Source organism: Phocaeicola dorei (genome assembly GCF_013009555.1).
Taxonomy (GTDB): Bacteria; Bacteroidota; Bacteroidia; order Bacteroidales; family Bacteroidaceae; genus Phocaeicola; species Phocaeicola dorei.
Window position 1 is genome coordinate 2,072,022 of the sequence record NZ_CP046176.1, and the last position, 24,730, is coordinate 2,096,751.

Annotated in this window: 22 protein-coding genes and 1 tRNA gene; 15 read left to right on the forward strand and 8 right to left on the reverse strand. The window is 44.1% G+C overall.

The window, feature by feature from the left end:
• Nucleotides 1-67 precede the first annotated feature (67 nt).
• Nucleotides 68-1,246: a dicarboxylate/amino acid:cation symporter gene (locus tag GKD17_RS08550; RefSeq protein ID WP_007838340.1), complete on the reverse strand. Its 1,179-nt coding sequence runs from the start codon at nt 1,244-1,246 to the stop codon at nt 68-70.
• Between the two features lie 84 nt (nt 1,247-1,330).
• Here GKD17_RS08550 and gnd point away from each other — a divergent pair, with 84 nt between their 5' ends.
• From gnd to pgl, 3 genes are read left to right on the forward strand one after another with little or no spacing between them, the layout of a single operon-like run.
• Nucleotides 1,331-2,767: a decarboxylating NADP(+)-dependent phosphogluconate dehydrogenase gene (gene gnd / locus GKD17_RS08555; RefSeq protein ID WP_007838341.1), complete on the forward strand. Its 1,437-nt coding sequence runs from the start codon at nt 1,331-1,333 to the stop codon at nt 2,765-2,767.
• A gap of 48 nt (nt 2,768-2,815) precedes the next feature.
• On the forward strand, nt 2,816-4,324 hold the full coding sequence (gene zwf / locus GKD17_RS08560) for a glucose-6-phosphate dehydrogenase (RefSeq protein WP_007838342.1): 1,509 nt from the start codon (nt 2,816-2,818) through the stop codon (nt 4,322-4,324).
• A 60-nt stretch (nt 4,325-4,384) separates the two neighbouring features.
• Nucleotides 4,385-5,089 (forward strand): 6-phosphogluconolactonase, encoded by a 705-nt coding sequence (gene pgl / locus GKD17_RS08565; RefSeq protein ID WP_007838343.1) that lies wholly within the window; start codon nt 4,385-4,387, stop codon nt 5,087-5,089.
• Between the two features lie 295 nt (nt 5,090-5,384).
• Here pgl and cydB read toward each other — a convergent pair whose 3' ends face one another.
• The 3 genes from cydB to GKD17_RS08580 form a co-directional block, all read right to left on the reverse strand.
• Nucleotides 5,385-6,530: a cytochrome d ubiquinol oxidase subunit II gene (gene cydB / locus GKD17_RS08570; protein ID WP_007838344.1), complete on the reverse strand. Its 1,146-nt coding sequence runs from the start codon at nt 6,528-6,530 to the stop codon at nt 5,385-5,387.
• A 63-nt stretch (nt 6,531-6,593) separates the two neighbouring features.
• Nucleotides 6,594-8,096, reverse strand: coding sequence for a cytochrome ubiquinol oxidase subunit I (locus GKD17_RS08575; RefSeq protein WP_007838345.1), 1,503 nt, complete (start codon nt 8,094-8,096; stop codon nt 6,594-6,596).
• 23 nt (nt 8,097-8,119) lie between these two features.
• Entirely contained in the window at nt 8,120-8,338 is a 219-nt protein-coding gene (locus GKD17_RS08580) for a DUF4492 domain-containing protein (RefSeq protein WP_007838346.1), read from the reverse strand.
• 153 nt (nt 8,339-8,491) lie between these two features.
• On the opposite strand from GKD17_RS08580, the gene GKD17_RS08585 reads away from it, so the two are divergent.
• The 12 genes from GKD17_RS08585 (at nt 8,492) to GKD17_RS08640 (ending at nt 20,291) form a co-directional block, all read left to right on the forward strand.
• Nucleotides 8,492-9,835 carry a TolC family protein gene (locus GKD17_RS08585; RefSeq protein WP_007838347.1) on the forward strand — a complete coding sequence of 448 codons (1,344 nt, stop codon included), beginning with the start codon at nt 8,492-8,494 and terminating at the stop codon, nt 9,833-9,835.
• 24 nt (nt 9,836-9,859) lie between these two features.
• Nucleotides 9,860-11,083 (forward strand): efflux RND transporter periplasmic adaptor subunit, encoded by a 1,224-nt coding sequence (locus GKD17_RS08590; protein ID WP_007838348.1) that lies wholly within the window; start codon nt 9,860-9,862, stop codon nt 11,081-11,083.
• Between the two features lie 41 nt (nt 11,084-11,124).
• Nucleotides 11,125-11,868 carry an ABC transporter ATP-binding protein gene (locus tag GKD17_RS08595; protein ID WP_007838354.1) on the forward strand — a complete coding sequence of 248 codons (744 nt, stop codon included), beginning with the start codon at nt 11,125-11,127 and terminating at the stop codon, nt 11,866-11,868.
• An 18-nt stretch (nt 11,869-11,886) separates the two neighbouring features.
• Nucleotides 11,887-13,107, forward strand: coding sequence for an ABC transporter permease (locus tag GKD17_RS08600; protein ID WP_007838356.1), 1,221 nt, complete (start codon nt 11,887-11,889; stop codon nt 13,105-13,107).
• A 221-nt stretch (nt 13,108-13,328) separates the two neighbouring features.
• Nucleotides 13,329-14,384 (forward strand): sensor histidine kinase, encoded by a 1,056-nt coding sequence (locus GKD17_RS08605; protein WP_032936550.1) that lies wholly within the window; start codon nt 13,329-13,331, stop codon nt 14,382-14,384.
• Nucleotides 14,381-15,106 carry a LytR/AlgR family response regulator transcription factor gene (locus GKD17_RS08610; RefSeq protein ID WP_007838363.1) on the forward strand — a complete coding sequence of 242 codons (726 nt, stop codon included), beginning with the start codon at nt 14,381-14,383 and terminating at the stop codon, nt 15,104-15,106. Before GKD17_RS08605 ends, GKD17_RS08610 begins: the two co-directional genes overlap by 4 nt.
• Before the next feature lie 284 nt (nt 15,107-15,390).
• Nucleotides 15,391-15,855 (forward strand): TspO/MBR family protein, encoded by a 465-nt coding sequence (locus tag GKD17_RS08615; protein WP_007838367.1) that lies wholly within the window; start codon nt 15,391-15,393, stop codon nt 15,853-15,855.
• A 126-nt stretch (nt 15,856-15,981) separates the two neighbouring features.
• The gene (locus tag GKD17_RS08620) at nt 15,982-16,677 is read left to right on the forward strand and encodes a hemerythrin domain-containing protein (RefSeq protein WP_007838372.1); all 696 of its coding nucleotides are present in this window, start codon (nt 15,982-15,984) and stop codon (nt 16,675-16,677) included.
• Complete coding sequence (locus tag GKD17_RS08625; RefSeq protein WP_007838373.1) at nt 16,674-17,285, forward strand: response regulator transcription factor; 612 nt, start codon at nt 16,674-16,676, stop codon at nt 17,283-17,285. The genes GKD17_RS08620 and GKD17_RS08625 overlap by 4 nt, the downstream gene beginning before the upstream one ends.
• Before the next feature lie 311 nt (nt 17,286-17,596).
• A complete protein-coding gene (locus tag GKD17_RS08630) occupies nt 17,597-18,337 on the forward strand; it encodes a (Fe-S)-binding protein (protein WP_007838375.1) in 741 nt (246 codons plus the stop codon).
• Nucleotides 18,334-19,701: a lactate utilization protein B gene (locus GKD17_RS08635; RefSeq protein ID WP_007838377.1), complete on the forward strand. Its 1,368-nt coding sequence runs from the start codon at nt 18,334-18,336 to the stop codon at nt 19,699-19,701. Before GKD17_RS08630 ends, GKD17_RS08635 begins: the two co-directional genes overlap by 4 nt.
• Nucleotides 19,702-19,703: 2 nt before the next feature.
• On the forward strand, nt 19,704-20,291 hold the full coding sequence (locus tag GKD17_RS08640; RefSeq protein ID WP_007838379.1) for a LutC/YkgG family protein: 588 nt from the start codon (nt 19,704-19,706) through the stop codon (nt 20,289-20,291).
• 78 nt (nt 20,292-20,369) lie between these two features.
• Here GKD17_RS08640 and GKD17_RS08645 read toward each other — a convergent pair whose 3' ends face one another.
• The 4 genes from GKD17_RS08645 to GKD17_RS08660 all read right to left on the reverse strand — a co-directional run bounded on the left by GKD17_RS08645 (nt 20,370) and on the right by GKD17_RS08660 (nt 24,526).
• Nucleotides 20,370-21,119 carry a hypothetical protein gene (locus tag GKD17_RS08645; RefSeq protein WP_007843958.1) on the reverse strand — a complete coding sequence of 250 codons (750 nt, stop codon included), beginning with the start codon at nt 21,117-21,119 and terminating at the stop codon, nt 20,370-20,372.
• 101 nt (nt 21,120-21,220) lie between these two features.
• The gene (pflA, locus tag GKD17_RS08650; protein ID WP_032936553.1) at nt 21,221-21,949 is read right to left on the reverse strand and encodes a pyruvate formate-lyase-activating protein; all 729 of its coding nucleotides are present in this window, start codon (nt 21,947-21,949) and stop codon (nt 21,221-21,223) included.
• Nucleotides 21,950-22,017: 68 nt separating this feature from the next.
• Nucleotides 22,018-24,246 carry a formate C-acetyltransferase gene (gene pflB / locus GKD17_RS08655; protein WP_007838384.1) on the reverse strand — a complete coding sequence of 743 codons (2,229 nt, stop codon included), beginning with the start codon at nt 24,244-24,246 and terminating at the stop codon, nt 22,018-22,020.
• Nucleotides 24,247-24,453: 207 nt separating this feature from the next.
• Nucleotides 24,454-24,526 (reverse strand) — tRNA-Glu (locus GKD17_RS08660).
• Nucleotides 24,527-24,730: the final 204 nt, after the last annotated feature.

Sequence of the window (24,730 nt, forward strand, 5' to 3'; positions counted from 1 at the left end):
TTGTTACTGCCCTGTTTCTAAAAATATCTTTTTCTTTCTGGCCTTATTTAGTTCGATAATGCTTTTTCTATTGTATAGGCCGGTGGTTTTTCTTCCCGAAAAACTTATCAATAATCAATGCGATAGCCCCATCGCCCGTCACATTGCAAGCAGTGCCGAAACTATCCATGGCAATGTAAAGTGCTATCATCAAAGCCTGTTCACTTTCTCCGAATCCCAGCATGGAAGACAGGATCCCCAATGCAGCCATGATGGCTCCTCCCGGTACTCCAGGTGCGGCTACCATTGTAATTCCCAGCATAAAGATAAATCCTGCAAACATGGGGAAATCAAAAGGCATTCCTTGCATAATCATCAGTGCCAGTGCGCAAGCGACAATCTTCAGCGTGCTTCCCGACAGATGAATTGTGGCGCATAGCGGAATGACAAATCCGGCTATATCCTCCGTAACCCCATTCTTGATGGTCTGCCGCAAAGTCACCGGAATGGTGGCCGCCGATGACTGTGTGCCCAATGCTGTGAAATAGGCAGGCATCATCTTTCCCAGTAGTTTGAACGGGTTCCGGTGCACAAACAGCGCTGCAATGGTATATTGAAAAACCAGCAGGAAGATGTGAAGCAGGAAAATTACTCCGATAATTTTAATGAATACCATCAGAATGTTATATACCTGTCCGGAATGAGTCATATTCAGGAATATACCGAATATATAGATAGGCAGCAGGGGCAGAATCACCGTCTGGATGGTCTTGACTATGATTTCTTTGAAATCGTTACATACGTTTTTCAGCGCTGTACTATCCAGATGTGCGATGCCCAGACCTAGCGTGAAGGCCAGGATCAAGGAAGTCATCACATTCATCACCGGAGGAATGCCTACGGTGAAGAACGGAGAAATGTCATGCGCTTCACTGATTTGTTCTATCGGTGCTCCCGGAGCGATCATGGAAGGGAATAAAGTCACTCCGGTGAAATAAGACAGGAATCCGGAGAACAAAGTGGCGCCGTATGCCACCAACGTTGTGATTACCAGCATCTTTCCCGCCTCCTTGCCGATATCGGCAATGGCGGGAGTGACCAGCCCGAGAATAATCAACGGAATGATGAAACCCAGGAACTCGCTGAAGATCCCGTTGAAAGTCACAAATACTCTCACCAGTTCGCCGGGAAGAACGTTTCCGAATCCTATACCCAATGCGATGGCGATGATAATCCGGGCTAATAAGCCGATTTTTAACCTCTTCATGATAATGTGCTATTGTTCAAATTGCAAAGATAGAATTATTGAACAAATTACCTATTAAATTGTTAAATATAAAAAGAACAATTTATGGAAAAGGCAGATATAGGATTAATCGGATTAGGCGTGATGGGGCAGAACCTTGCTCTGAATCTCGCTGACAAGGGATGGAAGGTCGTAGTATGGAACCGTACCGTTCCCGGAAAAGAAGAAAATGTAGTAGATAACTTTATAGCAAACCGTGCCAAAGGAAAAGGTATCATAGGCAGTAATGAACTGACGGATTTTGTCGAAGCGCTGAAAGCTCCGCGTGTCATCCTCTTGATGGTACAGGCAGGTCCGGCTGTCGATGAACTGATGGGTAAGCTGCTTCCTTTACTGGATAAGGGCGATATCCTCATTGATGGAGGGAACTCTTATTATGAAGATACGGAACGTCGTGTGAAGGAACTTTATGATAAAGGAATGTACTTTGTAGGTTGCGGTATCTCAGGAGGTGAGGAGGGTGCTCTGCATGGAGCGTCCATCATGCCTGGTGGTGCGCAAGAGGCATGGCCGGTCATTCAGCCGATGCTGAAAAGTATTGCGGCAAAAGCCGAGGACGGCACTCCGTGTTGCGAATGGGTGGGGCCCGGTGGGGCAGGCCACTATGTGAAGATGGTGCACAATGGCATAGAATATGGGGATATGCAGTTGATAGCTGAAAGTTATTTCGCCATGAAGCATCTGCTGGCATTGAAGAACGAACAGATGGCGGATATTTTTGAACAATGGAACAAAGGACGCCTGCACAGTTACCTGATAGAGATTACTTCAGCCATTCTGCGTCATAAAGAACAAGGAGGCGGTTATTTGCTCGACAACATTCTGGATGCTGCCGGGCAAAAAGGAACGGGTCGTTGGAGTGTCATTAACTCTCTGCAACTCAATACGCCGCTGGACGTGATTGCCGAAGCTGTTTTTGCCCGTAATCTGTCGGCGGAGAAGAACTTGCGTGTGCTGATGTCCCAGCATTATATGCATGTGGAGAATCATCCGGTATATAATTATCAGGATACGGTGGCCGGATTGGAGAGTACCTTGTATGCCGCCCGTCTGATAGGTTATGCGCAAGGGTTTGCTCTGATGCGCACTGCCAGTGAGCAATATGGCTGGAAATTGGATCTTTCCACCATCGCCCTGTTGTGGCGTGCCGGATGCATTATCCGTTCCGCTTTCTTGAACGACATTGCCGAGGCCTATCGCCGTGCGCCGGGATTGTCGCATCTGTTGCTGGACGAGCATTTCGGACGGGAAGTAACGGAAGCCCTGCCCGCGTGGAAGAAATACATCGGCGTCATGTTGAAAGAAGGATTGCCCGTACCTGTACTTTCCGCAGCGTTGAATTATTTTCTGGGTCTGACCACCAACCATTCCCCGGCTAATATGATTCAGGCGATGCGTGATTATTTCGGAGCTCATACCTTCGAGCGTGTGGACAGTCCACGGGGGGAATTTTTCCACGAACATTGGGAAGACAACTATTGATACGTCGCAACACAAAGCATTATACATTCATTTTTAAAAGAAAGAATCATGAGTTTACCACATAGTTTATTTTTGGTCATCTTCGGTGCATCCGGTGATTTAACCCGGCGCAAACTGATGCCTGCCCTGATAAAGATACATAACGGGAAACGCTTCCCCGAGCATTTTGCCATTATCGGCTGTGCCCGTACTGCATATACGGACGAAACCTATCGTGCTTATTTGAAAGAAGAACTGATAAAGTCCGGTTCTCTTACAAAAGAAGAGATGGAAACATTGGACGATTTTCTCTCTACTGTCCATTATCAGTCCATGGACCCGGCGGACGAAACCACTTATTCTCTGCTGAATGACCGTCTGAAGGAGCTTTCACCTCAATATGAGAATAATGGGAATTATTTATTCTACCTGGCCACTCCGCCATTGCTTTATGAACTGATTCCGAAATATCTGCATGATGCGGGCTTGCTGAAAAAGCCCGGATTAAAGCGTATCATTGTCGAGAAGCCTTTTGGATACGACCTTGCTTCTGCTCAGAAACTGAATAAGATCTATGCCGCTTATTTTAAAGAAGAGGATATTTACCGTATCGATCATTTCCTAGGCAAGGAAACGGTACAGAATATTATGGTGACCCGTTTTGGAAGTACCATTTACGAACCGATATGGAACCGTAACTATATAGATCATGTGGAAATCACTGCGGTGGAAAATATGGGTATAGGTACTCGCGGAGGGTATTATGACGGAGCGGGAGCTCTGCGTGATATGGTACAGAACCACCTGATGCAGTTGCTTGCCATTACTGCCATGGAACCGCCTGCCAAGTTTGACAAGAATGGTTTTCGTAACGAGGTGATCAAAGTCTATCAGTCCCTTCGTCCGCTGACTGATGAGTATATCCGTGATAACGTTGTCCGCGGACAATATATTGCCGGTGACGACCGTATCGGTTATCGTGAAGAAAAGAATGTTCATCCTGATTCCCGTACGGATACCTACGTGGCGATGTGCCTGTATGTGGACAACTGGCGTTGGCAGGGAGTACCTTTTTATATCCGTACCGGCAAGCAGATGCCTACCAAGGTGACCGAAATTGTGATTCATTTCAAACCGGCCCCTATGCAGATGTTTCAAATGAAGGAGGGCTTGTATAAAGGTGAGGAACTGATTATCCGTATTCAGCCCGACGAGGGAATTCTTCAGCGCATAGCCATGAAAGAACCTGGTGCCGGTTTCTATATGGGAACCATGGAGATGGATTTCAGCTATGACCAGCACGATCAGGAAACGGGGGATGCGTACGTACGCCTGTTGGAAGACAGTCTGGCGGGTGATCCTACACTTTTTACCCGTTCCGATGCCGTGGACGAGAGCTGGACTTACTTTGACAAGATTCTGGATTATTGGAAGAAGCATCCCGAAACTCCTCTTTATGGGTATCCTGCAGGAACATGGGGACCAAAAGAAGCGGATGTGTTGATCAACCGCAGTCATGCCGAATGGACAAACCCGTGCAAGAATCTGACACATTCCAATTTATACTGTAAATTGTAAGTCGTCATCTGTGAATAGTAAATTTAAACAGCAAACTCTGAGTAATAAATAGTGAATAAGATGATTGACCATAACTTGTATGCGTCGCCTGTACAAGCGTCGCAAGCCTTGATAACTCATATATTGGAAGCGATGGATAAAGAGCCTGAACGGCCTTTTACCATTGCTCTTTCCGGAGGAACTACTCCTGCCACACTTTTTGAGGTTTGGGAGCGTGAATATGCCGCATATACCCCTTGGCCCCGTATTTATTTCTATTGGGTGGACGAGCGTTGCGTGCCACCTGGCGATGATCAGAGCAACTTTGGCTTGGCCCATCGTCTGCTGCTTGGCAAGGTAGGTATTCCTGCCAGTCATTACTACCGTATTGTGGGTGAGGGCGCTCCCGAAGAAGAAGCCAAACAGTATTCTTCCATAGTCAAGACCACCGTTCCGACCATGGACGGTGTGCCTGTTTTTGATTTTGTATTATTAGGGATAGGAGAGGACGGGCATACATCATCCATTTTCCCCGACCATCAGGGACTTCTTACCGCCGGGGAACCGTATGAGGTGTCCGTCAATCCTTATAATAAAACAGTGCGTATATGCATGACGGGACGTCCTTTGATAGAAGCCCGGCATACCTGTTTTCTGGTGACGGGCGAGAACAAATGCAGTATTCTGAAAGAAATCCTTGATAAAAATAAGGAAGAGGTCTATCCGGCATCCTATATCTGGCATCATGCACGTAATCCGCAACTGTATGCATCACTTGTATCATAATATTTCTTTTAGATGAAGAGTTTAAACGAAAATAACTTTCTAGATGGGAAATGAATCAACTATGGACGCTATGTGTCCTATAGATATAAAAAAAGGAGCAACGCCTTGCTCCAACCTTTGTTAACCTTAAATCTAATACTATGAAAAACACAATGCAAAGGTACGGATATTTCGGAAATTTGCAAGATATTCTCTTCATTTTATAGGTTGAAACAATGTTATTTAACATAGAAAGGCATCCTGTTTACAGCTATTTGCAAAACAGGATGCCTTCACTATAATCCATTAAGACTCTTTAATAGGCGTGTCCGTCTTGTTCCAGTTCCTTTGCGGTAATGGGCTTGCGGTCTATGGCACGCCAAGCATAAATGATATAGGCCAGAACGAAAGGTACCAGAATGGAAACGTATGCCATGGTGCGTAGGGTAAACTCGCTGGAGCAACTGTTGGCCAAAGTCAGCGAACTTTGTAAATCGGCTGTAGACGGGTAGTAAGCTGTATTATTATATCCTGCGCAAAGTAATAAAGCTAATACAGTGAGCACGACACCGGGACCGGCAAACCAGATACCATTGGTGGCAGTCTTGCTGAATACAGCTTTTCCAATGCCCCAAAGAACCCCGACCACTCCGATGAGGAACAATACCAGCAATAGGGGTATATCCATCAGATTGAGGAAATACTTGTAAGGTTCCATATAAATTTCCTTTGTTTCGGGATTTACAGCGAAACCGTCGGCTAATAAAGTGCGGATAACGAAAGCCAGAAACAGGATAAGGAAAGGAATCGCATCGGTTATAAGCTGACGGCGGCAACGGGGAATCAAGTCTTTATCCCGGATGTTATTGATAAAATAAAGATTACCCAAAAGACGGGCCAGGAAGAATACGGCGAATCCCAAGACCAGATTCCAAGGATTAGTCAGCGCATCCAGTCCGTGCCATCCGTTGGCCCAACTGCTGATGACAGGCATCAGTTCATTGCCCATGTTGCCTTTATTAACCAGGAAATTGGAGCCGGTAAAGAAAGTAGCCACGGCTCCTCCCAGCAACAACGGACCCACAATGCCGTTTATAACCAGAAACCATTGGTAAGTGCGTTTGCCCAGCAGATTGCCCAGCTTGGATTGGAACTCGTATGAGACAGCCTGCAATACGAAACTGAAAAGAATAATCATCCACAACCAGTAAGCACCGCCGAAGCTGGTACTGTAGAACAGTGGGAAAGAAGCGAAGAAAGCGCCCCCGAAAGTGACTAAAGTGGTAAAAGTAAACTCCCACTTGCGTCCTGTGGAGTTTACCAGCAAGGCACGTTCTTCGTCATTGCGTCCCAGCGTGAACAATAAGGAATTACCACCCTGTACAAAGAGCAGGAACACCAACAGGGCTCCCAGTAACGATACCAGGAACCACCAATAATTTTGTAAAAATATATAGTCCATAATGTTCTAATTTAAAAATGGAGAATTGAATATTGAAAGATAGAACTGAAGAAACCTTAGTTCTCAATTCTTGATTCCCTCCGGCCCTTTCTTGATAGCCTTCAGCATAATACCTATTTCTGCAAAGAGCAGAACGGTGAACAACAGAAGGAAAATAAAGAAAGTAAGTTGTACAGACCCTGTCTGTAACTTGGAGATGGCTGCTCCTACGGGCAGCATATCCTGTATAGCCCATGGCTGGCGCCCTACCTCGGCTACCACCCAGCCTGCCTGACTACCGATGTAGGCTAACGGAATAGTCCACAAAGCCACCCGTTGCAGCCATCGCATATCGGCCAGTTTCTCTTTTTTCGATACAATCAATACGATGATAAAGAACAGGATGAAATAACCTCCCAGTCCCACCATGACCCGGAATGACCAGAAAGTAAGTTCCACATTAGGAACCAGATGGGTGGGGTCCTTGATATATCCGTAACCAAAATATTTCACGTTTTCGTCCAATGTCTTGCGAGCTACGGCGGCGCTTGCTTCGTCACCTGCCTTATGCGCTTTGCGGAATGCATCCAGAGCGGCGATGGCAATCTGTCCGCGTTTAATTTTCTCTTCGGCCGATAAAGCCGTTGTACCGTCGGGCATCTGATAACCACCTTCCAGCAGATTGTTGATACCCGGGACATAGCCGTCTATGTCGTGAGTGGCAAGAATGGAAAGCATTTTGGGGATTTTCAAATCTCCTACAATGGTGAAGGGCACTCCGTTTCCACCATCGTGTAATCCTTCGGCGGCGGCCATTTTCATAGGCTGTACTTTGGCTACCTGTACTCCCGAAATATCACCCGTCCATGCAGTGACGAGAGAAGCGAACAGACCTACGGCGGCGGCAACTTTAATGCTGCTCAGAGCGAACTCCTTCTGACGGTTGCGCAATAAATACCAACAACTTATTCCTACTACAAAAACGGCTCCCAGTATCCAGCTGCTTAACACTGTGTGGAAGAACTTGGCGACAGCCATGGGAGAGAGGGCGACAGCTGCAAAGTTCACCATTTCATTTCTTACTGTTTCGGGATTGAAAGCCATTCCTACAGGATATTGCATCCAGGCATTGGCGACTAGAATCCACCAGGCGGAGATTGTTGCTCCCAGTCCGGTGAGCCAGGTGGATGCCAGGTGGAAACGCTTGCTCACTTTGTTCCAGCCGAAGAACATAACGGCAATGAAAGTGGCTTCCATAAAGAATGCCAGAATTCCTTCGATGGCCAGTGGGGCTCCGAAAATATCTCCCACAAACCAGGAATAGTTACTCCAGTTGGTTCCGAACTCAAATTCCAGAATCAGACCGGTGGCGACACCTACGGCGAAATTGATTCCAAACAGTTTCATCCAAAACTTGGCTGTGTTCTTCCAGAATTCCTTACCTGTTGTCACATAAAAGGTCTCCATGAGCCCCATTATCACAGCCAATCCCAAAGTGAGAGGCACGAAAAGCCAGTGATACATGGCCGTCAAAGCAAACTGCGCTCTTGACCAGTCAATTAACGAAGTGTCAATGTTTTCAAACATAACTTTCTGATTTATTTAAATGTTTATGGATTTGCCCGTTCTATTAACTCTTCACCTACATACTGTTGTTTCTCTTCCGTTGTCTTGCCGCCAAGGAAGGAGGGGAAAAAGAAAAGTTTCAGAATAAAGAACATGATGAATAATTTGATAAGAATAATCGCCCAGAGGGTACGTCCCAAGGTCATCTCGCGAAAGCCGTCGCGATAGAATATCCAGATGCGTGTTAACAAAGAATCATTCATAAATTTATCTTAAAGTTGTAATAATTACAAAGAAAAACACTTTATCGGTAAAAAGCAAGTTTTTGTCCATAGAAATCTTCCGCAAATCTATATTTATTGCTAAAAATATCACGGTCCTCTACTTTTGTATCAACAAATTAAATAGTAAAAAGGATGAGACAACGAGTAGTATATTTCGCAATGATTTTGGCCGCGGTTACTTCGGTTTCCGCCCAAGAAGCCAAAAAATGGACGCTGGACGACTGCATTGACTATGCATTGGAGAAAAATATCCAATTGCAGCAGGATAAAATCTCATTGGAAGAGAGCTCGGTAGATGTGAAAACCGCCAAAGCCGCCCTCTTTCCCAGTCTGTCGTTCAGCACAGGACAGAATGTGACGAACCGTCCGTATCAGGAAACCAGTAACACGGTAAGCGGAACGGAGATCATCAGTAGTGATAGTAAAACCACTTATAATGGAAACTATGGTCTGAACGCGCAGTGGACCTTGTGGAACGGTAACAAACGCTTGAATACGATCAAGCAGAGGAGGACTAGTCAGCAGATAGCAGGGCTTGCCGTAACCGAAACGGAGAACTCTCTGCAAGAGCAGATTGCACAAATATTCATCCAGATACTTTATGCCGACGAGTCGGTGAAGATTAACCGGAATACCTTACAGGTGAGCCAGGCCACATACGACAGGGGCAAAGAGCTCTTTCAGGAAGGGAGTATTTCGAAGGCCGATTTGGCGCAGTTGGAATCACAAGTAAGCAGTGACAAATATCAGTTGGTGACCTCCGAAAGCTCCTTGCGCGACTATAAATTGCAGTTGAAGCAGTTGTTGGAACTGGACGGTGCGGAAGAAATGGATTTGGTTCTTCCCGAACTCGCCGATGAGCATGTCTTGCAACCGCTGCCTGCTCAGGAGGATGTTTATCAGCAGGCTTTGGCATCACGTCCGGAAATCCAAAGCAGCAAGTTGAGCATCGAGAATTCCAAACTGGATATATCAGTGGCTAAAGCTGGCTATCTCCCTACCATCAGTCTGAGTGCATCTACGGGGAGTATGACAAACAGTGCCAGTGACAATAGCTGGAGCAAACAAATGAAGTATGGCTGGAACAATATGATAGGATTGAACATAAATATTCCGATTTTTGATAACCGCCAGAATAAAAGTGCCGTACAGAAGGCACGCTTGCAATATGACAGTAGTCTGCTCGATCTGATAAACAAACAAAAGGAACTCTATAAGAATATAGAAAGTCTGTGGCTGGACGCTACTAACGCTCAAGAGCAATATGCGGCGGCCGAAAGCAAACTGAAAAGTAGCCAGGCCAGTTACGAGATGGTCAGCGAGCAGTTCAATTTGGGAATGAAGAATACCGTAGAGTTGCTTACCGAGAAAAATAACCTGCTCAGTGCACAGCAGCAACGTATCCAGGCCAAATATATGGCTATCCTGGACCGGACTTTACTGAACTTCTATGCAGGTCAGGATATAAAATTATAATCATAACGCTATACATATTATATTATGGAAAAGAAGAAAATTATCCTTACTACAGCAGTAGCCGTAGTGGTCGTGGCAGGCGGTTTCTGGATGCTTGGCGGACCGGAGGGGAAAAGTACGGTCGATTTCGCAACGGAAGCTGTAACGAAAGGCAATGTCAGCAATTTCATCACTGCTACCGGAACCATAGAGCCGGTGACAGAGGTGGAAGTGGGTACGCAGGTATCCGGTATCATTGATAAGATTTATGTGGATTACAACTCCGTGGTAAAGAAAGGAGAATTGATAGCCGAGATGGATAAAGTGACATTGCAAAGTGAACTTCAGTCGGCAAAGGCCACCTATGACGGCAATAAGGCAGAGTACGACTATCAGAAGAAATTATACGACCGTAACCGTAAGCTGCACGAGAAGCAATTAATCAGCGATACGGACTATGAAGAAACGGTTTATAATTTCCAACGTGCCCAAAGTGCATTGGAGCAAAGCAAGGCGGCTCTGGCAAAGGCTGAGCGTAACCTGTCATACGCAACCATCACCTCGCCCATTGATGGAGTGGTGACCAGCCGTGATGTGGAAGAAGGACAGACCGTAGCATCCGGTTTCGAGACTCCGACACTGTTCACCATCGCTGCCGACTTGACCAAGATGCAAGTGGTGGCCGATGTGGATGAAGCCGATATTGCCGGGGTGGAGGAAGGAGCCCGTGTAACCTTTACCGTGGATGCTTATCCCGACGATGTGTTCGAAGGAGTAGTCAGACAGATTCGTTTGGGGAGCACGAACAGCACGAGCAGCAGCTCTTCAACAACCACCAGCACCACTGTAGTTACTTATGAGGTAGTGATAACAGCTGATAATCCTGATTTGAAACTGAAACCGCGTCTTACCGCCAACGCTACCATTTATACATTGACCAAGGATAATGTGTTGACCGTTCCCAACAAGGCTTTGCGCTTTACTCCCAACAAGGACATAGTGGGAGGCCGTAAGATAAACGATTGCCAGAGCAGTCATAAAGTGTGGACACTGGATAACAATGCCTTTACCGCCCATCCTGTAAAAATAGGTATTACTGATGGCAGCAAGACAGAGATTGTGAGTGGCATCACTGAAAATACACCGGTAGTGACAGAAACGGTAGTGAAAGGTGCTATGCCTGGAATGGAAGAACCGTCTGCCGGAGAAGGTGAAAGAAGTCCGTTCATGCCAGGTCCTCCGGGAAGCAATAAGAAAAAGAACAAGTAATAAAAGGTAATGCTTCCGTTTACATTGAAAGAATAAATCACATGAAAAAGATAATCGAATTACAAAATATAAAACGGAACTTCCAGGTAGGCGATGAAACCGTCCACGCCCTGCGTGGCATCTCTTTTACCATCTACGAGGGAGAGTTTGTTACGATCATGGGTACTTCCGGTTCCGGCAAGTCCACTCTGCTGAATACTTTGGGATGTCTTGATACCCCTACCAGTGGTGAATACCTGTTGGATGGTGTGTCCGTGCGTACCATGAGCAAACCTCAGAGGGCTGTGTTGCGTAATCGTAAAATAGGTTTCGTATTTCAGAACTATAATCTGTTGCCTAAGACGACTGCCGTAGAGAATGTGGAGTTGCCCTTGATGTATAACTCGTCCGTATCGGCTTCCGAAAGACGGAAACGTGCCATTGAATCACTGATAGCTGTGGGACTGGGTGACCGTCTGGAACATAAATCCAATCAGATGTCCGGCGGACAGATGCAACGTGTGGCCATTGCCCGTGCCTTGGTGAATAATCCTGCCGTTATTTTGGCTGATGAAGCGACCGGTAATCTGGATACCCGTACCTCTTTCGAGATTCTGGTACTTTTCCAAAAGTTGCACGCCGAAGGCCGTACGCTTATTTTTGTCACTCACAATCCCGAAATAGCCCAGTATAGCAGCCGTAATATCCGCTTGCGTGACGGGCATGTAGTGGAAGATACCGTCAATCCTCAGATCCTTTCGGCCGCTGCCGCACTGGCTGCCTTGCCCAAGAATGACGAGGACTAACCATAAAAAAGAATCATTATGAACGGAACAAATCTATTTAAAATAGCTCTCCGGGCCCTTGCCAACAACAAGCTCCGCGCTTTCCTCACCATGTTGGGGATCATCATCGGTGTGGCATCAGTCATTGCTATGCTTGCCATCGGTCAGGGCTCGAAAAAGAGCATCCAGCAACAAATCTCGGAGATGGGGTCAAACATGATTATGATTCATCCGGGAGCAGAGATGCGTGGAGGGGTCCGCCAAGACCCTTCGGCCATGCAGACACTGAAACTGGAAAATTATGAAAAGTTGAGCGAAGAGTGTACTTATCTCTCCGGCATCAGTCCCAACGTTTCTTCTTCGGGGCAACTTGTTGCGGGAGCCAACAACTACCCGTCTTCGGTGAGTGGTGTAAGTATGGATTATCTTACCATACGCCAGCTCACCGTGGAACAGGGGGAGATGTTTACCGAGAATGATATCCGTACGGCAGCCAAGGTCTGTGTCATTGGCAAGACCATTGTCGATAATCTTTTTCCCGACGGATCGGATCCGATAGGGAAAGTGATTCGTTGTAACCAAATTCCTTTCCGGGTAATCGGTGTGCTGAAATCAAAAGGGTATAACTCGATGGGCATGGACCAGGACGATGTGGTACTGGCTCCTTATAGCACGGTGATGAAACGACTGCTGGCACAGACTTACCTAAGTGGAATTTTTGCTTCGGCTCTGACAGAAGAAATGACCGAGGAAGCAGTAGATGAGATAACGACCATCCTGCGCCGTGAACATAAGCTGAAAGAAACGGACGCTGACGACTTTACCATCCGCACCCAGCAGGAATTGAGCAGTATGCTCAACACCACAACGGACCTGATGACCACTTTGCTGGCTTGTATTGCCGGCATCTCTCTGGTAGTCGGAGGTATTGGTATCATGAATATCATGTATGTGTCTGTAACAGAACGTACCCGTGAGATCGGTCTGCGCATGTCGGTCGGGGCACGAGGGGTCGATATTCTGAGCCAGTTTTTGATAGAGGCTATCCTGATCAGTATTACGGGTGGCTTGATAGGAGTGATTATAGGTTGCGGAGCCAGCTTTATGATTAAGGCAATAGCGCATTGGCCTGTGTTTATCCAACCTTGGAGCGTGTTGCTCTCCTTTCTGGTATGTACCGTTACTGGTGTGTTCTTCGGATGGTATCCGGCAAAGAAGGCCGCAGACCTTGACCCGATAGACGCTTTGCGTTATGAATAAGGGCGGAAAAGGTTTTCTGTATGGAGAGAAATGCCGGAACATACGTTCGGGTTTGCCTCCCCACGGTTGTGGAGAGCGCTCCTCATAACTATGGGTTGCGCTCTCCATAACTGTGAAGAGCGCGGCCCATAGCTGTGGGAAGCCAAACTTGAACGTATGAATAACAGAATAAGAGCCGTAGAAATCTTATTTCTAACCTAATCTTTCTTATCTTTGCCTATATGAAACAATTATTTTCACAGCGACGTTTTTTGGAACTGAGCATCCATATCGTCAGTTGGCTGCTCATATTTGGCTTCCCGTTGGTCTTTATGGACCGGGGAAGCGGCTTTAACCTGGCCCAATTCTTGCGGCACAGTTGTGTTCCTCTGTGCTATTTCGTTATCTTCTATGTCAATTACTTGTGGCTGGTTCCCCGCTATATGTTCACGGATGAAATGCGTAAGTATATTCTGAGCAATGCCGTGCTGATACTCTGCCTGAGTGTGCTTCTTCATGTATTTCTGGAAAGTATAAGTACGCCTCCGCCTCCTGAATTTGCGCGTCATATTCCACCTCGATGGATATTCTATGCGCGGGATATGGGGATGATGATATTCGTCGCCGGGTTGGGTGCGGCCATTCGTACCAGTCTGCGTTGGCGTCAGGCGGAAGAGCGTTTGATAGAAGCTGAGAGGCAAAAGACGGAAGCGGAGCTGAAAAACTTGAAGAACCAGCTGAACCCTCATTTTCTGCTCAATACATTAAATAATATTTATGCCTTGATTGCTTTTAACAGTGACAAGGCGCAGGAGGCGGTACAGGAACTGAGCAAATTGTTACGGCATGTGCTCTATGACAATCAGCAGACTTTTGTCCCACTTGAAAAAGAATTGGACTTTATCCGTAATTATGTAGCTTTGATGCGTATCCGTCTGCCACAGCAGGTAGAAGTAAGTGTGAATTTGGAGGTAGACTCCGGAGGTGCGTTGCAGATCGCTCCCCTTATTTTCATATCACTGATAGAAAATGCGTTCAAGCATGGCATCAGCCCCACGGTAGACAGTTTTATCAGTATTTCTATCTCCGGGCATACGGATGGTACGGTGAGATGTGAGATCCTTAACAGCAATCATCCGAAGTCTGGGCAAGATAAAAGTGGAAGCGGGGTGGGGCTGGAACAGGTAAGCAAACGGTTGGAACTGATTTATCCGGGACATTACGAATGGATAAAAGGGATCAGTGAGAACGGACAGGTATATTCTTCTATATTAACTATACAGACTAAAAGCTTATGATACTGAATTGTGCTATTGTAGATGATGAGCCGCTGGCTTTGGAATTGCTGAGAAGCTATGTGGAAAAAACTTCTTTTCTCCGGTTGGTAGGGAGGTATTCCAGCGCGGTGCAAGCTATGACAGAAATTCCTCTCCGCGAGGAGGTACATGTCTTGTTCCTTGATATTCAAATGCCCGAGTTGAACGGTTTGGAGTTTTCACGCATGGTCAGTCCCGAAACAAGGATTATTTTTACTACTGCATTCGGACAGTATGCCTTGGATAGTTATAAAGTCAATGCCTTGGACTATTTGTTGAAACCTATCAGCTATGTCGATTTTTTGCAATCGGTGAATAAAGCGGTGCAATGGTATGAACTGAAACAGAAGGCAGATAATGGTGTTGATGCTGATGAGGCGGATGATTGTATATATGTAAAAAGTGATTATAAATTGCTCCGAATTGCTTTAGACCGAATACTATATATAGAAGGGTTGAAGGATTATATTAAAATACATGTGGAGGATGAGCCGAAAGCTATCTTGTCACTTGTCAGTATGAAAGCTATGGAAGAGAAGCTTCCTTCTAGTCGTTTCATTCGCGTACATCGCTCGTTTATAGTGCAAAAGAGTAAAATCAAGGTGGTTGACCGGGGGCGGATTGTTTTCGGTAAGGAGTATATTCCGATTTCCGATAGTTATAAACAGGAGTTACAGATGTACTTAAATAGTCATTCTGTTTGAAAAAGTTGATATTTGAACGATAAAAGTTGATATTTTGTCGATATCCTTTTGCTAAAAAGAAATAATCTTTTTATATTTGCGGCATAGACAAGGGAAGTTGTGAAACTTCTTAATAGAATAGTTTAGTTAAGTCTAGTTTAGTTTTTGTGTTGTAAGTGCTCCCATCGTAAGCGAACGAATGGGAGCACGTTTTTTAGATACCTGTATGGGAGAAGTGTTCTGTTTCTGCAACAAATCCAGAGATTGGTTTGTTAATCATAGTATAAATAGAAATAATTCTCCTTATGAAAAAAATAATTCCCATACTGATTGCCATACTCATCTGTTTTGGTGTAGGCTGTACTGCTTCTTATTTTCAGTCGGAGGCCATACTCAACTGGTATCCTACATTGGACAAACCTTCTCTTACACCACCTGATATGGCTTTTCCCATTGCTTGGAGCCTTATCTATCTGTGCATGGGAATTTCTATCGGGTTGATTTGGCATATGTGGACAATAAGACGACAAATGATTATCAGATTATTCGGGTTCCAGCTCTTGTTTAATTTTACATGGAGCATTTTCTTCTTTTATCTCCGGAGTCCGTTGCTAGGTTTTGCAAACATTTTGGTGCTGGATGTGCTTGTTGTTTATTATATGATAGAAAGTTATCCGGTGAAGAAATCTTCGGCATACCTTTTTGTTCCTTATCTTTTGTGGTTGATTCTTGCCACTTATCTTAACGGCTATATATTAATGTGTAATTAGAAGACTGTCATTGGCTAGTTGAACGGGAATTATGGGGTACAAGAAAAAATACCTATTTATAGTGATTGATAACCCTAGTGATTTTCCGTAACTTTGCGGCCATAAAGAGAAACAAAAAACATAACTATGTATAAAACAAGTAAATATACTCCGACGGACAAAATGAGTTATCTTATCTGTGATAACTATACATTGCTACAGGTAATGAGCCGTTTTGATCTTTCGTTGGGGTTTGGAGACAAGACTGTACAGGAGGTGTGCCGTGAAAATGGAGTGGATTGTCGTACTTTTCTTGCGGTGGTGAACTTCATGATTGAAGATAGCGACCGGATGGAGGACGATGTGAAGGACATTTCTATGCCTTCATTGATGAATTATTTAAAACAGGCACATCATTATTTCCTTGATTTCTGTCTGCCTACTATACGTCGTAAACTGATAGAAGCTATAGATTGTTCCACGGAAAGTGAGGTTGCATTTCTCATTTTGAAATTTTTTGATCAGTATGCCGGAGAAGTGCGTAAACACATGGATTATGAAGATATGAATGTGTTTACCTACGTAGAGAATCTGATGGCAGGACGAGAAACGGGAGGATTCCGTATCTCACAGTTTGCCCGCAGGCATGATCAGATAGATGCGACACTGACTGAGCTAAAAAACATCATTATTAAATATTATCCGGCAAAAGGAAATAACCATTTGTTGAACGCCGTATTATTCGACATATTCAGTTGTGAACAAGATTTGGCATCCCATTGCCGCGTAGAGGACTACTTGTTTGTGCCTGCTGTACTTAGGCTAGAAAAGGAGGGGAAATGAAACGGACAGAACCTGTGCACGTTGCGGTGGCCGAAACGTCAGTCATTGTGCGTAGCGGACTTGTGGCTGTGCTGAAGCGCATGCCTGATCTTACAATACAGCCGGTGGAAATAACTTCTCTTGAAGGACTGCAGAATTGTATGCAGGGACATCAGCCGGATATTCTAATTATAAATCCTACTTTCGGAGGATGGTTTAACGTGGACGAGTTTAAATCGAACTATCCACAGGCATCTACCAAGTGCGTTTCTTTGCTGTGTTCAGTCACAGATACAAATTTGTTGAAGGGTTACGATGAGAGTATAGCGCTGTATGATGACATCGAAGTTTTAAATAAAAAGTTAGTAGATCTGATGAATCTTGGTGTGGATGAGACGGATGGCGAACAGGAAACGTTGAGCCAGCGTGAGAAAGAAATTATTTGTTGCGTGGTACGTGGAATGACAAATAAGGAAACGGCGGAAAAACTGTTCCTCTCCATTCATACGGTGATAACTCACCGCCGGAATATTGCGCGCAAGCTACAGATACATTCACCTGCCGGATTGACTATTTACGCTATCGTAAATAAACTGGTTGAACTAAGCGAGGTGAAGATGAACTTATAATACCTATAAATAGTGAGTGGAATAAGATAGAATACCTAAATGAAGTGATTGTGGATGTGGCCTCTAACCTCTATCTTTGCACTATAAGTTAGTCATATAGAAATTACGTAAACCACAAAGTTAGTTATTAGTTAAAAGCACTCCCTGCGAAGTGATTCGCGGGGAGTGCTTTTTTATTAGTAAGGCTTTTACCCACAATATTATGTTTTTTTACCTATTCCGCTTCATTATTCGTTAGAAATCTCGTTGTTTTCTTAACAAATATCCTCTAACTTTGTTATTTAGTATAGGACACATATTAACTAATGACAATGAAAGTAGGTTTATTTATTCCTTGTTATATCAATGCGGTATATCCGCAGGTGGGGATAGCCTCGTACAAGCTGCTGAAAAGTCTGGGAGTGGACGTGGATTATCCTCTCAACCAGACTTGTTGCGGTCAACCGATGGCGAATGCAGGTTTCGAGAATAAAGCGGTAGATTTAGCCCGCCATTTTGACGAACAGTTTAAGAATTACGATTATATAGTAGGTCCTTCGGCCAGTTGCGTCGTTTTTGTGCGTGATAACTACAGTCGTTTGTTGAAAGAAGACAAACATCGGTGCGCCAGCGAAGGTAAGATATATGATATCTGTGAGTTTATTCATGATATCGTCAGACCTTCTTCGTTGAAAGCCAAGTTTCCACATAAAGTGAGTCTGCAAAACAGTTGTCATGGAGTGAGATTGATGAAACTTTCTTCTGCCAGCGAACTTAATATTCCTTATTTCAGCAAACTGCGTGATTTGCTCTCTTTGGTAGAAGGAGTGGAAGTTGTGGAACCGGAACGTAAAGACGAATGTTGCGGTTTCGGCGGTATGTTTGCCGTAGAGGAAGATGCGGTTTCCGTGCAGATGGGGCATGACAAGGTGATGCGTCATATCGCTACCGGTGCTGAATACATTGTGGGGGCCGACAGTTCGTGCCTGATGCATCAGAATGGCATCATTGCCCGTGACAAACTTCCTATCAAGACATTGCACATTGTTGAAATCTTAGCGGCAGGATTATGAGTACGAAACATTCAAAAGCGGCTGCGGAGTTTCTGAAAAACAAGAAACAGGCCGCATGGCATGACGAAACACTTTGGCTGGTTAGGGCAAAGCGTGACAGACTGAGTAAAGAAGTTCCCGAATGGGAGGAATTGCGTAATATGGCATGTGCTACTAAACTATATAGTAACAGCCATTTGGATGAATTATTGGTGGAGTTTGAAAACAATGCGCGTGCTAATGGAGCCCATGTCTATTGGGCAAAGGACGCGGATGAGTATTGTAATATTGTCTACAATATTCTGAACCAGCACGGAGTGAAGCATTTTATAAAAAGCAAATCCATGTTGGCCGAGGAATGCGAACTCAACCCTTTTTTGGAAAACAAAGGAATTGAAGTGGTAGAAAGTGACTTGGGAGAGCGTATCTTGCAATTGATGCATCTGAAGCCAAGCCATATTGTATTACCCGCTATTCATATCAAACGTGAACAGGTAGGTGAGCTTTTCGAGCGAGAGATGGGTACGGAGAAAGGAAATTTTGACCCTACTTACCTTACACATGCAGCCCGGAAGAATCTCCGTCAGAAATTTATTCATGCTGAGGCGGCTATGACAGGTGCTAACTTTGCTGTAGCTTCTACTGGTGAGATTGTGGTATGTACCAATGAAGGAAATGCGGATATGGGTACTTCCCAGCCTAAATTACAGATTGCAGCTTTTGGTATGGAAAAAATTGTGCCGGACCGTGAATCTTTAGGAGTGTTCACCCGCTTGTTGGCCCGTTCGGCTACAGGACAACCCATTACTACATATACTTCTCATTACCGAAAGCCTAGAGAGGGTGGGGAGCTTCACATTATTATTGTAGATAACGGACGTAGTAAGATATTGGCCGACCAAAAGCATATCAAAACTTTGAATTGTATCCGTTGTGGAGCCTGTATGAATACATGTCCTGTATATAGACGTAGTGGGGGGTACTCTTATACTTATTTTATTCCCGGCCCTATCGGGATTAACCTGGGAATGTTGAAGGCGCCGTTGCATTATTATGACAATGTGTCGGCTTGTTCTTTGTGTTATTCCTGTTCGTTTGTGTGTCCGGCTAAGGTGGATTTGGCGGAGCAGATCTATCTGTGGCGTCAGGATTTGGATAAATTGGGTAAGGCAGACCGGATGAAAAGGGTAATGTCCGGTGGTATGGAATTCATGATGAATCGCCCTTTGATATTCAATATGGCATTAAAATGGGCGCCATTGGTAAACGGAATGCCACGTTTTCTTATCTATAACGGATTGAATGACTGGGGAAAAGGGCGTGAGATGCCGAAATTTGCTAAGGAGAGTTTCAATGAAATGTGGAAGAAAGGTAAAGTGAAGTAATTATGAGCAGCAGAGAAGATATATTGCAGAGCATCCGGCGTGCTACACATGTAAAATATGAGAAACCGGATTTAAAGCCATTGGAAGATATGGCATTAACTTATCCCAGTAAGGTGGAACAGTTTTATCTCATCATGAAGCAGGTAGGAGGGGAAGCCATTCTTTTGGAGAAAGAGGAGGACGTGAATGATTTCATTAAAAAGGCTTATCCTGGAGCCAAACGCATCGCTTCTAATCTGAAGACTATTACATGTGCGACATTTAATCCCGATGATGTGGAAGACCCTGCAGAACTGAATGGGACGGATTTGGCCGTTATAGATGGAAAGATTGGGGTTGCGGAGAATGGTGCGGTATGGATAGAACAGGATGTAAAGCAGCGTGCCATTTATTTTATTGCCGAAAAATTGGTTATTCTTCTAAACAAGAATAAGATTGTGAACAATATGCATGAAGCATATAAACTGATTGATACAGGCGAATATGGCTTCGGAACCTTTATTTCCGGTCCGTCAAAGACGGCTGATATTGAGCAGGCTTTGGTAATGGGTGCTCATGGGGCACGTGATGTGATGGTGGTGCTGATATAAGTGTATTGTTTCTTATATATAAAAAGGAGATGAGGCGAAAATTATAGGGCTCATCTCCTTTTATTTTATAGAATATTATTAGAATATTTTGCCACACAAACGGAACTTAAGTACCGGATAGACAGTAAGTTTGTCTATGATATCAGTGAAATCATTATCAGCTTCTGCTGTTAAATCAGACAAATCTCCGTTATTGGTATATACTTTGGGAGTGTTATGGAATTGCACACCCATTTCGAACATGAAGCCAATTCGTTTCTTAGGAATCGCTCTTCCGAAACCTAGTCCAAGATAAGGACGGAATGAAGAAACCTTCAAACCACCAGATATATTTCCGTTCTGATCTACAGGTATACGATAGTTTCCGATTTCAATACCTACTTCTTGTCCTTCTTTAATCAGTTCTGCCAACTCATCGCTGTGCCCTTTAATCTTGATGAGTTTTCCTCCTCCGAAATAAGCACCACCGCATACAAAAAAACTGGATGATTTGAAAGGATATACATTCAGCAATATTTCACCGGCAGTACGTCCCATTCCTCCTTCTACATCTATGCTGGTAGGTATATTTCCTTCATAAGAACCTTCAATATCTACATCCACATCTGTAGAATAAGTAAAGTTCGGCATAAAAGAAACTCCTGCACGTACAGCCAAGTAACTTCCTATAGGACTGGCTACATCAATACCTATACCTGTGGTACTTGCACTGACGCCTACAGCTAATGAATTAAAAATACCAGGACTTTCAGAAGAGTCTTGAGCAGCCATCTGATGGTTGCCTACACACATAATGTAAGTTAGGCAGAGTAATAGTAGTCTTTTCATATTTATAATAATTTATGTTTTAGATGCGAAATTAGATAATTTTATTGAAATGATGAAATATTTCCATTGATTTATAGCAACATCTTGTCTTCAGTATATTTTTAATTTAAATATACGGTATTGAAATATTCACCAAATAACGTTTTGGCTGTTTCCAATTGTTTTAGAGTATTTTCTTTTATTCCGTTTAGTTTGTATTCTTTTCCCATGGCTTCATATTTGTGTACGCCTAATGTATGATAAGGTAGTATTTCTATTCTTTGAATCATTTGATAATTCTTGAAGTGTTCTCCTAATGCCCGTATATCTTCCTCAAAGGAACTATAGCCTGGAACTAATACATAGCGCAACCAAAAAGGCTTTCCGTTTTTTTCAAGCCATCCGGCGGTACGTATGGTTTGTTCGTTGCTGCGTTCTGTCAGTTGCCGATGGCGCACATTATTAAATTCCTTGATGTCTAATAATACGAGGTCTGTCCATTGTAGCAGTTCCTTTACTTCTTCATTCCATATACTGCCGTTGGTATCTATACAGATGTGGATGCTTTGTTCTTTTAATCGCTGGAATAACGGAATCAGTGCTTTTGCTTGCAATGTAGGCTCGCCGCCGCTGAAAGTCACACCTCCTTTTTTACCGAAAAAAGCTTTTTGGCTGACGGCCATACGCACAATTTCGTCTATTGTTGTTTCCGTACTTTCACCTTTGGTGTCAATTGTGTCGGGGTTGGCACAATAGAGGCATCGGAAATTGCATCCTTGTAAAAATACGACTAAGCGTAAACCGGGACCGTCAAACGTCCCCATTGACTCGTAAGAATGGACTCTGATCATAATGGTTTGTCTTTAAACTGGTAAGGGCAGGTTTAAAACCCGCCCCTACGATGAATGTATATGTGATGTTACATTCTTTCGTGGAAAGAACGGCTGATTACTTCCAGCTGATGTTCACGGCTCAATTTGATGAAGTTTACGGCATAACCTGATACGCGGATGGTTAGTTGCGGGTATTTTTCAGGATGTTCCATTGCATCTTCCAACATTTCACGGTTCAGCACATTTACATTCAGATGATGTGCTCCTTTGGTGAAATAACCGTCCATCATGGTTACCAGGTTCTCTATACGGGTTTCCTGGTCTACCCCTAGTGATTTTGGTACGATAGAGAACGTGTTACTGATGCCGTCCTGGGCATCACGATAGCGTAGTTTGGCTACAGAACTCAATGAGGCGATGGCACCGTTCTTGTCACGTCCGTGCATCGGGTTGGCACCCGGAGCGAAAGCCACTCCTTTGGCACGACCATCAGGAGTGGCACCTGTTTTCTTGCCGTACATTACATTGGAGGTGATAGTCAGCAGTGACAGGGTAGGGCGGGCATTTTTGTATACCGGATGTTTCTTTAATTCTTCACTGAAGAAATAAACCAAATCTACCCCTAAGTGGTCTACGCGGTCATCATCATTACCGAAGCAAGGATATGCATTTTCAATATCAAAGCCTTCGGTCAAACCTATATCATTACGTTTGGCACGTACTTTGCCGTATTTGATGGCAGACAATGAGTCAATGGCAATGGACAGACCGGCTACGCCATATGCCAGATTGATACGTGGATCGGTATCAATGAATGCCATTTGAGCCTTTTCATAATAATATTTATCGTGCATATAGTGAATGATATTCATCGCATCATTATACACACGTGCAATTTGCATTAATACTTTCTTATAATTAGACCATACTTCTTCAAAGTTCAGCAAGTCCCCTGTCAATACAGGAATATCTTTCACCATTACAGTTCCTGTATTCTCACAACGTCCGCCATTGATAGCCAGCAATAGGGCTTTAGCCAGATTGCAACGTGCTCCGAAGAACTGGATTTGTTTGCCGATAGCCTGATAAGAAACGCAGCAGGCGATACCATAATCATCACAGTTACGTACTTCGCGCATCAGCGTGTCGTTTTCGTATTGTATAGAAGAAGTGTCGATAGAAACTTGTGCACAGAATTCTTTGAAACCTTCCGGCAATTCCGGACTCCACAGTACAGTCATATTAGGTTCGGGTGACGGACCCAGATTGTATAGTGTCTGCAAGAAACGGAAGGAAGTTTTTGTAACCTTGGTACGTCCGTCGTTGAAGCGTCCGCCGATAGACTCGGTTACCCAGGTGGGATCACCTGCAAAGATATCGTTGTATGATTGCATACGCAGATGACGGACCATACGCAACTTGATAATGAACTGGTCTACCAGTTCCTGCGCAAATGACTCGTCAATTTTACCATGATCCAAATCATATTGAATATAGATATCCAGGAATGAAGAAACGTTGCCCAATGACATAGCTGCTCCATCTTGTTCTTTCACGGCAGCAAGATATGCCATATAAACCCACTGAACAGCTTCTTGTGCATTAGTAGCGGGACGACCCAAGTCGAGTCCGTAATATTCACCCAATATCTTTATTTCTTTCAGTGCTTTGATTTGTTCGGCTACTTCTTCGCGCAGGCGGATACGGGCATCGGTCATCGGACTGGTGATATTGTGCAAATCTTCTTGTTTTGCTTCAATCAGTCGGTCGATACCATACAGTGCCAAACGGCGGTAGTCACCGATGATACGCCCGCGTGCATAATTATCGGGCAGACCGGTCAGGAAACCGAGTGAACGGAAAGAGCGGATTTCTTCGGTGTAAGCATCAAATACGCCATCATTATGGGTTTTGCGATAATGAGTAAAGATATCCTTTACTTTTTCATCTACTTCCACACCGTTTTCATGGCAGGCTTTTTCTACGACTTTGATACCACCATAAGGTTTGATGGCACGGCGCAAAAGTTCATCCGTTTGAAGACCTACAATCAGTTCGTTTTCACGGTCAATGTATCCTGCTTTATGTGAGGTGATGGTAGATACTGTTACATTATCAAGGGAACGAACTCCGTTATTGGCACGTTCTTCTTCTAGTGCCTTGAGGCATTCGTTCCACACTTTTTTAGTTCGCTCTGTGGGGCCTGCCAGAAATGAGGCATCGCCCTCATAAGGGGTAATGTTGGTATGTACGAAGTCTGAAACATTAATTTCCTTACTCCACAATCCATCCTTAAAAACTTTGTTCATTTCCATACTGTTATTCCATTATTAAGAGATTTAGGGCTGCAAAGGTACTCCTTTTTTGTGAGCTATGCATCACTATTAGTAGGTATAATGCGAATACTTGTGCATTTTTAAGTATAAAGTGGTCAATAAATGAAAAAACAATAAGGACTCTTTATAACAATTCCATAAAAAATAAAGCTAATTGGTGGCAATAAACCAATTAGCTTCTAAAAGTAGCGGAACCGGGAATCGAACCCGAGTTTCAGCCGTGAGAGGGCTGCGTCCTAGGCCACTAGACGATACCGCCATCAGTTAGTCTTAATTCTTTTTCTAAGACGGTGCAAAGTTAGAAGTTTGTTTTTAATCTGCAAAATAAAAAATGATTTTTTTTATGCTATTACTATTATAAATCGGAATTTAATTTCTATGAAGAAGTATCATATGTTTTATGTAGTAAAATTGAAAGTCTAAAAAGGGGTCAACGTAAAATCCTGAGGGGTATATCCGATAA

Bases quoted from the DNA above. Each gene is read 5' to 3' on its own strand.
- GKD17_RS08620 (WP_007838372.1), top strand. From the start codon at position 15,982: ATGTATAAAACAAGTAAATATACTCCGACGGACAAAATGAGTTATCTT.
- GKD17_RS08640 (WP_007838379.1), top strand. From the start codon at position 19,704: ATGAGCAGCAGAGAAGATATATTGCAGAGCATCCGGCGTGCTACACAT.
- GKD17_RS08590 (WP_007838348.1), top strand. From the start codon at position 9,860: ATGGAAAAGAAGAAAATTATCCTTACTACAGCAGTAGCCGTAGTGGTC.
- gnd (WP_007838341.1), top strand. From the start codon at position 1,331: ATGGAAAAGGCAGATATAGGATTAATCGGATTAGGCGTGATGGGGCAG.
- GKD17_RS08605 (WP_032936550.1), top strand. From the start codon at position 13,329: ATGAAACAATTATTTTCACAGCGACGTTTTTTGGAACTGAGCATCCAT.
- GKD17_RS08600 (WP_007838356.1), top strand. From the start codon at position 11,887: ATGAACGGAACAAATCTATTTAAAATAGCTCTCCGGGCCCTTGCCAAC.
- pflA (WP_032936553.1), bottom strand. From the start codon at position 21,949: ATGATCAGAGTCCATTCTTACGAGTCAATGGGGACGTTTGACGGTCCC.
- GKD17_RS08645 (WP_007843958.1), bottom strand. From the start codon at position 21,119: ATGAAAAGACTACTATTACTCTGCCTAACTTACATTATGTGTGTAGGC.
- pflB (WP_007838384.1), bottom strand. From the start codon at position 24,246: ATGGAAATGAACAAAGTTTTTAAGGATGGATTGTGGAGTAAGGAAATT.
- GKD17_RS08610 (WP_007838363.1), top strand. From the start codon at position 14,381: ATGATACTGAATTGTGCTATTGTAGATGATGAGCCGCTGGCTTTGGAA.
- GKD17_RS08630 (WP_007838375.1), top strand. From the start codon at position 17,597: ATGAAAGTAGGTTTATTTATTCCTTGTTATATCAATGCGGTATATCCG.
- GKD17_RS08575 (WP_007838345.1), bottom strand. From the start codon at position 8,096: ATGTTTGAAAACATTGACACTTCGTTAATTGACTGGTCAAGAGCGCAG.
- GKD17_RS08625 (WP_007838373.1), top strand. From the start codon at position 16,674: ATGAAACGGACAGAACCTGTGCACGTTGCGGTGGCCGAAACGTCAGTC.
- zwf (WP_007838342.1), top strand. From the start codon at position 2,816: ATGAGTTTACCACATAGTTTATTTTTGGTCATCTTCGGTGCATCCGGT.
- pgl (WP_007838343.1), top strand. From the start codon at position 4,385: ATGATTGACCATAACTTGTATGCGTCGCCTGTACAAGCGTCGCAAGCC.
- GKD17_RS08550 (WP_007838340.1), bottom strand. From the start codon at position 1,246: ATGAAGAGGTTAAAAATCGGCTTATTAGCCCGGATTATCATCGCCATC.
- GKD17_RS08580 (WP_007838346.1), bottom strand. From the start codon at position 8,338: ATGAATGATTCTTTGTTAACACGCATCTGGATATTCTATCGCGACGGC.
- GKD17_RS08595 (WP_007838354.1), top strand. From the start codon at position 11,125: ATGAAAAAGATAATCGAATTACAAAATATAAAACGGAACTTCCAGGTA.
- GKD17_RS08615 (WP_007838367.1), top strand. From the start codon at position 15,391: ATGAAAAAAATAATTCCCATACTGATTGCCATACTCATCTGTTTTGGT.
- GKD17_RS08635 (WP_007838377.1), top strand. From the start codon at position 18,334: ATGAGTACGAAACATTCAAAAGCGGCTGCGGAGTTTCTGAAAAACAAG.
- cydB (WP_007838344.1), bottom strand. From the start codon at position 6,530: ATGGACTATATATTTTTACAAAATTATTGGTGGTTCCTGGTATCGTTA.
- GKD17_RS08585 (WP_007838347.1), top strand. From the start codon at position 8,492: ATGAGACAACGAGTAGTATATTTCGCAATGATTTTGGCCGCGGTTACT.